This window comes from Methylobacterium sp. V23, from assembly GCF_002917135.1.
Classification (GTDB): Bacteria; Pseudomonadota; Alphaproteobacteria; order Rhizobiales; family Beijerinckiaceae; genus Methylobacterium.
In genome coordinates, this window is sequence record NZ_PDHT01000022.1 from 94,052 (window position 1) to 101,408 (window position 7,357).

General features: G+C 68.1%; 8 protein-coding genes. 2 read left to right on the forward strand and 6 right to left on the reverse strand.

Annotated features, from left to right (window positions below):
• Together CRT23_RS19455 and CRT23_RS19460 are read left to right on the forward strand one after the other, a co-directional pair.
• A complete protein-coding gene (locus tag CRT23_RS19455; RefSeq protein WP_103711240.1) occupies window positions 1-1,401 on the forward strand; it encodes a ThiF family adenylyltransferase in 1,401 nt (466 codons plus the stop codon).
• A gap of 5 nt (window positions 1,402-1,406) precedes the next feature.
• Window positions 1,407-1,778, forward strand: a complete 372-nt coding sequence (locus CRT23_RS19460; RefSeq protein ID WP_103711276.1) for a DUF6527 family protein — start codon at window positions 1,407-1,409, stop codon at window positions 1,776-1,778.
• A 775-nt stretch (window positions 1,779-2,553) separates the two neighbouring features.
• Here the strand turns inward: CRT23_RS19460 and CRT23_RS19465 are convergent.
• The 6 genes from CRT23_RS19465 to CRT23_RS19490 all read right to left on the reverse strand — a co-directional run bounded on the left by CRT23_RS19465 (window position 2,554) and on the right by CRT23_RS19490 (window position 7,213).
• Window positions 2,554-3,258 carry a hypothetical protein gene (locus CRT23_RS19465; protein ID WP_103711242.1) on the reverse strand — a complete coding sequence of 235 codons (705 nt, stop codon included), beginning with the start codon at window positions 3,256-3,258 and terminating at the stop codon, window positions 2,554-2,556.
• A 17-nt stretch (window positions 3,259-3,275) separates the two neighbouring features.
• Window positions 3,276-3,728 carry a hypothetical protein gene (locus tag CRT23_RS19470; RefSeq protein WP_245436385.1) on the reverse strand — a complete coding sequence of 151 codons (453 nt, stop codon included), beginning with the start codon at window positions 3,726-3,728 and terminating at the stop codon, window positions 3,276-3,278.
• A gap of 14 nt (window positions 3,729-3,742) precedes the next feature.
• Window positions 3,743-4,225 (reverse strand): hypothetical protein, encoded by a 483-nt coding sequence (locus CRT23_RS19475; RefSeq protein ID WP_103711244.1) that lies wholly within the window; start codon window positions 4,223-4,225, stop codon window positions 3,743-3,745.
• 78 nt (window positions 4,226-4,303) lie between these two features.
• On the reverse strand, window positions 4,304-4,720 hold the full coding sequence (locus tag CRT23_RS19480; protein ID WP_146056430.1) for a hypothetical protein: 417 nt from the start codon (window positions 4,718-4,720) through the stop codon (window positions 4,304-4,306).
• A 169-nt stretch (window positions 4,721-4,889) separates the two neighbouring features.
• Window positions 4,890-5,966, reverse strand: a complete 1,077-nt coding sequence (locus CRT23_RS19485) for a hypothetical protein (RefSeq protein WP_103711248.1) — start codon at window positions 5,964-5,966, stop codon at window positions 4,890-4,892.
• A complete protein-coding gene (locus tag CRT23_RS19490) occupies window positions 5,963-7,213 on the reverse strand; it encodes an MBL fold metallo-hydrolase (RefSeq protein ID WP_103711250.1) in 1,251 nt (416 codons plus the stop codon). Before CRT23_RS19490 ends, CRT23_RS19485 begins: the two co-directional genes overlap by 4 nt.
• Between the last annotated feature and the right edge of the window lie 144 nt (window positions 7,214-7,357).

Below are 7,357 nucleotides of genomic sequence, written 5' to 3' on the forward strand. Positions count from 1 at the left end.
ATGCTGGATCTCATCATGCTCGAAACGCACGATTCCGAGCTTCGTGCGCTGCTCGCGACCGAGGACGGGTCCGAGGCCTCCGCATACGTCCTGCTCTCCGCCGCCGACATCGCCACCGATCCCTGGACGGGCGCCGCCCGTCGGCGGCTCGTCACGCGGGCGGTCCTCCCGGTCCCGGAGGAGGATCGGGTCTCCGCCTCGCCGGTTCACGTCACATGGTCCACGCGCGGGTTCGTCCGCCTCCTGAAACGGGCCGAGCGCGATGATCTCATCCCGGCCATCGTGCACACGCATCCCGGCAGCACGGCCTTCTTCTCCGACCAGGACGACCGGAACGAGCGGGATCTCCTGCGGATCGTCGCGAATCGGGCCGGCCAGGGCCGCGAGTTCGCGAGCATCGTGCTGGGGGGCGACGGCTCGGCTGTCTGTCGCATCTGGCAGCTGCCCGATGAGGCGCGGGAATGCGAACGGGTGTTGGTCACCGGCAGGCACCTCGCGGTGCATGCGGGCAAGACCGCGGCAGGCGTCCCCGACAGCCTCGACCGGCAGGCTCGTCTTTTCGGTCCCTCGTTCAACCCCGCCATCCGTGCCTTGCGGGTCGGGATCGTGGGCTGCGGGGGAACTGGCAGCCCGACCGCGATGCTGCTCGCCCGCCTCGGCATCGGACACGTCCTGCTCGTCGACGACGACGTCGTCGAGGTCTCGAACCTGAATCGGGTGCACGGGGCGCGTCGGTCGGATGCCGAGGCGGCCGTGCCGAAGGTCGATGTGCTGGCCCGGGAGATCGAGGCGGCTGGGCTCGGCGTCGAGGTCGCGTGCTTCCAGGGCTGGGTCGGCGATCCCCGAGCACGTGACGCGATGCGGTCCTGCGACGTCATCTTCGGATGCACCGACGACCATGACGGCAGGCTGTTCCTCAACCGCTTCGCCTACTTCTACGGCATCCCGGTCATCGACATGGGCTTGCGCGTGCTTCCCGCCACGGAGGGTCGTCCCTACGAGATGGGAGCCAGGGTCACCGTGCTCGCGCCCGGCACCACGTGTCTCCTTTGCCGCGGTCTCATCGACCCGCGCATCGCCGCGGAGGAGGCGCTGCGCAGGACCGATCCCGCGGAATACGACAGGCGGAAGGCCGAGGCCTACGTCAGCGGGGGAGGCGATCCGGCACCGGCGGTCGTGACCTTCACCACCGAGACGGCTTGCATGGCCGTCAACGAGTTCCTCCAGGCCGTGACGGGCTTCCGTGGCCCCGGCGGGATGAAGGAGGAGAGGCGACGTCGTTTCGAGACGTGCGAGGACCGGGCGAACACGGCTCGCCCCCGCCCCGAATGCGAGATGTGCGCCGGCCCGGGTGTCTGGGGCTTCGCGGACGTCCACCCGTTCCTGCATCGGTTCGGGTGATGGCCATGCGTATGATCCTGGCAAGGTTCCTCAAAACGCTCGGCATCATCCGGTACGACTTGCTCGTCCGGCGAGTGTCCACCTACCCGCGGGACGACGAGGTGAGGGACGGCGAACTAATCCACGTCGTGGACGGCGGCATCGAGAAATGGGCATGCTTTCGCTGTCCTGGTGGCTGCGGCGCGATGATCCCGTTGAGCCTCAACCCCAAGCGTCGACCAAGGTGGTCGGTGGGCGCGGATTGGTTGCGTCGCCCCTCGCTCAGCCCATCCGTCCATCAACGCAACAACTGCGCCTGCCACTTCTGGGTCCGGAAAGGTCGTGTCGACTGGTGCGCCGACGGGCATCCGCGTCGTGCTGATGCTATCGGGGAATGACCGGGTGAGATCACCCAACGCTGCTGGGAATGCGTGCCGGGGAGCTTAAGCATCCCCGGCGCTCTCGACCTCGTTTAGGACGTTCACGGCCAGTCGCTGGCGGTTCCACTCTAGGATGACCGGGGCGCAGTCCCACTCTTCACTGACGCCGTCACTCTGTCCGCAGCCAGAAAAAGCCATCGTAGAAAGTGCGTGCTCAAGTACCATTAGGTGCTGACGTTATGACCGCCCGTGACGCGTCTGCTTCAGGCCGTAGAGCAGAATCTCGAAATGGTGACGCGCTTAGTCCGCTATGGGTTACGAGTTCGCGTCAGCCTTGCTCAACTCTGCGGGGTGGTAATGCGCTTCTCTCGCGGGGGCGAGCTACAGGTCGCAGGCGAGATCGAAGGTGTCATGTGGCCAGAATTAACCCGGCGAGTGATGCCAAGTTTCAAACACTTGGCAGGTCCAGGATCGGTGTGAGAACGGCGATGGTCCGGGTCGGGTGGTCGGTGCTGAAGTCAGCTAAGGCGTAGTGCTCAGGGGCACCAAGCCGTATGGTCGCGGTGGCAGGTCACGGGACCAGGGGTAACTCATCTGCCTGCCGTCGCATGCGACAGCGCCCACCGTGGGGACGCCGTAGGCAGCTGGGGGCGGCCCTGCCGGGCCACCTTCTCTACCGCCGGCTGGGGTAATTCTCGCTCTGATGTAGGGGTCGTGATGGCCGCGCGGCAGGCGTCGACCCCGTCGCCCTACTCAGCGATGCGGAGTTGCGGCATGTCGAACGGCCGCGCCCTCAGCGGTCGCCGCCATCCGTGGCCTGTGCCCCTTGCAGGCGCCAGACCGGCACTTGGTTTGGGTCGAGCTGGGTACGCCGCTCCGTCATGAGCCGGCTGAATGAAGACGTTGTCGACAGGACCGCGTCGCCGATTGCCAGCCGCAGCCGCCGCTGACCGCTCTCCTCGTCGTCGTCCGTCTCGCGCAGCAGGCTCCGCACTCGGCAAAGGTCGACCGTGCCGCTTGCGATCAGCGCGGCGGCATCTGCTGGATGGTCGGGTGCGTCGGTGCGGCACCAGAGCCAGAGTAGGTGCTCCGCGCTCGCCAGCTGTGCGGGCACGCCGAACCACGGACGGGTGACTGCCTCGGCCAGCAGCCTCGCCTCGATCGTACCAATGCAGGGCCGCAGCGTCAGGGTGATGGGTCGCCGGCACTGGTGCAGGTCCATGTGTGCTGCGAAGCGAGACCGCGTCGCCCGTACGAACTCCGTGGCGCGCTCGCCCCCATCCGCTCCGAGATCGGCGACGATCTCGATCTCGCCGACGAAGCGGGCCTGCTCGTGCAGCGTCAGGGCGATGCGGCCGACCACGGCGTAGGCGAGCCCGGCCGCGTCGAGCCGCCCAATGACGTCGCGGAAGATCGCCGGCAGCATCCCCGGCGTCGGGTTGCCCGGGTCGGTGACGTCGACCAGCAGCGCCTTGATGTCGGCCGAGCAGCCGCCCATGCTGCGTGTCCTCCGTCTCAGGCGAGCGTGCGGTAGTGGGCGTCTGAGCGCACCGCGTGGTCTTGCCTGGTCAGGCCGAACAGCCGCACGAGTTCGCTGACCGTCTCCAACCGCTGCAGGCGCCGGTCGGCGTAGAGTGTGAACAGCGCGGGCGTGCGCATGTAGACCACGCGTCCGCGCGGGAACGCCTCGTACTCGTGACCCGCAATGGCCGGCGGCAGGCCGCGGCGGCGCAGAGTCGTGGCGCCGAGCCTGCGCCACGCTTCCCAGACCTCGTGGTGCCCGCGCGGGTGGGTGAGGCAGTCGCCGTAGGGTTCCGCCTCTGCCAGGGTCGTGTGGTCTGTGACCAGCACCATACGACCACAGTCCGGCACGGCCCAGAAGATGCCGACGCTCGGGGCGGGCTGCTTGCCGGGAGGGCTGTTGGAACATGGAGTGGTGGTGTCCGTGCCGGGAGTGCTCATGCTCATGATGATCTCCCCCTTCAGAACACGAATTTCCAGTCGATCCGCTGCATCGGTGTGGCTACCTCGCTCAGGTTCGCCGAGCACATCACCACGATGTCCTGCCGCACCGCCTTCGCGCCGGCCCGCACCGGGTTAGGCTTGACCAGGAAGCACAGGCCCTTGGCCGGCCAGTGCCGCTGCTGGTCGGGGGAGCCAACGGTCATCAGCGTCACTTGGGTTAGGCGGAGCGCGTAGCCGTAGGCGTTCTCCATATTGGGAACCTGGGCGGTCGCGAAGTTGACCACCATCTCCGGCTTCGCTTGGCCCTCCCGGTAGCCGGTGACGAAGTTCACTTCGCCCTTGCCATCATCGACGAGGCGGAAGTCGTGGTTGCAGGGGGTAGGCCGCCCGTCGATCTTGAGTTCGAGGCACCCGCCGGTCTTGGTCTCGTCGACCGGCGGGTTTGCCCAAGCCGGAGAGACGGCAAGAACGAGGGACAACGGCAGGATCGCGCGCATCATGGGGGTGGTCCGTCGAAGGGGAGAGAGGAAAGGCATGTGGTCCGGGCGCGCGGAGGCGACGGACGACACGGCTTGCGGTCAGCGGCGGGTCAGCGCGCCGTCGAAGCTACAGGCAGGCCCATGAAAATCGCCGCAGCCCTGCTCCTCCATCCGCACGCGCTTTCGGTCTGCGGCGAAGCGCAGAGTGAGCTCACAGGTTGCCTCGTCTCCCTTCAGGCTGAGCCGCAACGTGTCGGTATCAATCCGGCGGGCAGCGCTTGAGACAGTGCCCGAACACGCGTTGGTGATGCCGGTGAAGGCCTCGACCGAGTAGGTGGCCGCCGGTCCTGCCTGACCGAGCGAAGATACTTTGAGGGTGAGGCGACCTTCGCCTCGCCCCTGATAATGCCCTTCGAAGGAAGGATTCGCCTGTATGGGTGTCACCGAAATCGCGAGGAGGACGCCGAGGCACATCAAGGTCGAGATCGAGTGCACGGGCCGGTGAAGGTGCAGCACGCGACGGATCGGGGCAGCGTGATGGGATAGGCTGGACATGACGAAGGGGTCTCGCGGACGCTCCGGCGGAGCTGAGAAGAGGTATTCCCGTTGCCCCCCCCGCGAATTTACAGCCGGACGCAGATTCCTGCCGCGGCCGGCGGTCGCACCCCCTCCCGAGCCGAAATCCTTAGACTGGGTCGGACGGCCGGCGGAAGGCAGCGGTCGTCCGTCCATTGGGCCGGCCGACCGCGTAAACCTGCAAGCTGTGCCGGCCGCGCAGGTCGTCGGTGATCGCCCGCAGCGCACCGTCGCGCTGGTCCGCGTCGAAGCCGAACACGACGAGACGTGGCTCGGGGTCGATCCTCAGCCGGCATGCACCGGAGGCGACTTCGGCTATGAGGGGATCGCGGGGTGTTACGGCGTCGAGGCCGCGTGCGGCGCGCACCGCGTTGCGGAGGGCGTCGAGGCGGACGAGATCGCGGCAGAGAGCTGGGTATCCCGCCACCAGGCGCTCCGCCTGCTCGGTGAGGGCCGCTCGGTAGCGCGCGACCTGCGCGACGATCGCCGGGGTCGTCTTCGAACGAAGGCCAGGGTTCGCAGCGAGCTTGGCCTCGTGGAACACCAGCCAAGCCTCGCCTGGCACGCCGCGCTCTTCCACGCTTGCCACGTCGAGCCGATCCTGGCGGGGCTGGGCCGGGGTTGCATGCGCCTCGGCCTCCGGGGCGAGAAGCGCGGCGTTCGCTTCCGCCCCGTCCGGCTCGACAGCAGCAGCTGCGGCCGGTGTGCTGGTCAGCGCGATCTCGACGTCAACGACGTTGGGGCTGGCCTGCACCAGTGCGTGCACCCCGGTCTTCTCCAGGCCGGACAGCGCCGCCGCTGCCCGCTTCATCTCAGCCAGCGTGCCGAGTCCCTCGTAGCGCGTCCACACCGAGCTGCCCGGGTCGAGGTCGAAGCCGCCGTCCGGGCCGAGCCGGGTCAGCACCTGCCGCTGCCGCACGAGGTACTTGGCGTGCGTCTCGGCCGCCACGCCTTCGCCCGCCGGGGTGATCCGGAACAGCGAGGCGCCGCGATGGTAGACGTTGAGCGAGCGGTCGCGCACGGCCAGCAGCAGGTCCGGGTCCGCGAGCACGTCGGCCCACCAGTTCCCGTCCGGTGACTGGGCCAGCGCCTCCAACGCTGCGAGGAACGGCTTCCCGAGGCTCCGGTACGGAACCGCCGTCGTGCCGCCCTCAAACGCGGTCTCCGCCTCGCTCGTGCCTCTCATGCTGCCGTGTCCCACCACTGTCCGTCCTCTCTGATCGTGACGTTTTGCCCGAACAAAGCAGGGAAGCGCTCGGGCATGAAGGTATGGACCGGCACGAGTTGGCGCGGCGCGATTGCCGCGGCCAAGCGCTTCAGGTCCGGGATGCTGGCGTGGCCCGAGGTGTGGGCGTGGCTGAGCGGGATGCCGCGTGCAGCGAGATCGGCAGCGAGCAGCTGCCCACGCGGCTGGTCGAGGTAGCCTGCCCATTGCGACCAGATCGCCCGCGCGCCCACGAGGCACCCTGCGCGGTCGAGGTCGGGCAGCAGCGAGAGCCGGAACAGCAGCGCCGCGCGTGGAGCCATGGCCGCCAGTTGCTCGTCGTAGATGCGGTTGGCCCCGTGCCGTTCGATCAGGTCGAAGCGGCCGGTGCGCTTGATCCGCACACGCTGGTGCTGAGGCACGAACACGGCGATGCCGGGCCACTCGGACTGCGGGATGCGGGGATTTCCGGTCGCGGCCAGCACCTCGGCAGCATAGAGGTCGAGCACCAGCATGCGGCCGGTCCGCTTGCACGCCCGGTAGAGTGACACGACGCGGTCGATGTTCTGGGCGGATGCTGCCACCAGCGCCATGCCAGCGGTATCTCCGAACAGGCCGACGAAGCGGTCCTCGATTTCCGCCTCGCTCGGGAAGGTACGGTCGTCGACAAGGCGGCCGAGGCTCGAGCCCTCCAGCAGCAGCGTGTCGATCCCGCATGGTGGATCACGCACGAGGCGCTCGAACAATGCGCCCTTGCGGCCGTGGGCGCGCAGGTCACCGGAGTACAGCAGCCGCTGCCCGCCGGCCTCCACCAGGAGAGCGTAGGCGTCATAGGCCGAGTGGTCGACGAGGATCGGCGTGACCGCGAACGGACCGAAGGTGAGCGTCTGCCCTTCGGCGAAGGTGATCGTATTGGTGGGGACGTAGCTGTCCGGGACGAAGGCGGCGGCTGCCTGCAGGATGCGTTGGGTCGCCGAGCCCATCGCCACGGGTAGATCCGGCCCAGCGAGGTGGGCCAGCCCGACGTGGTCGCGGTGGCCGTGACTGAGTACGAGCGCGAGGAGATCGCCGCCGCCGGTCAGTCCGTCGATCGCGGGGTGGCGATTCGTGTCGTCGGGTTCGCCGTCCAGGGGGAGGCCGAGGTCGAGCAGCAGGCGCGCGCCGGAGTCTTCCAGCTCGACACAGGTGCCACCGATCTCGCGCGTGCCGCGGTGGATACGCACCCGCATCGTGATCCTGCTTGCCCCGTGCCGTTCCCTGCCGTGGGACTAGCTTAGCGGTACGGTATGGCTATAGCCAGTGGTTAGATAGCCCGTACTAGCACTACCTGGGCACTTTGAAGGATCGTGATGCGTTGTCTGCCTGACGATGGC

Coding starts and splice junctions, on each gene's coding strand:
- CRT23_RS19455 (WP_103711240.1), top strand. CDS start 1: ATGCTGGATCTCATCATGCTCGAAACGCACGATTCCGAGCTTCGTGCG.
- CRT23_RS19460 (WP_103711276.1), top strand. CDS start 1,407: ATGCGTATGATCCTGGCAAGGTTCCTCAAAACGCTCGGCATCATCCGG.
- CRT23_RS19465 (WP_103711242.1), bottom strand. CDS start 3,258: ATGGGCGGCTGCTCGGCCGACATCAAGGCGCTGCTGGTCGACGTCACC.
- CRT23_RS19470 (WP_245436385.1), bottom strand. CDS start 3,728: ATGAGCATGAGCACTCCCGGCACGGACACCACCACTCCATGTTCCAAC.
- CRT23_RS19475 (WP_103711244.1), bottom strand. CDS start 4,225: ATGATGCGCGCGATCCTGCCGTTGTCCCTCGTTCTTGCCGTCTCTCCG.
- CRT23_RS19485 (WP_103711248.1), bottom strand. CDS start 5,966: ATGAGAGGCACGAGCGAGGCGGAGACCGCGTTTGAGGGCGGCACGACG.
- CRT23_RS19490 (WP_103711250.1), bottom strand. CDS start 7,213: ATGCGGGTGCGTATCCACCGCGGCACGCGCGAGATCGGTGGCACCTGT.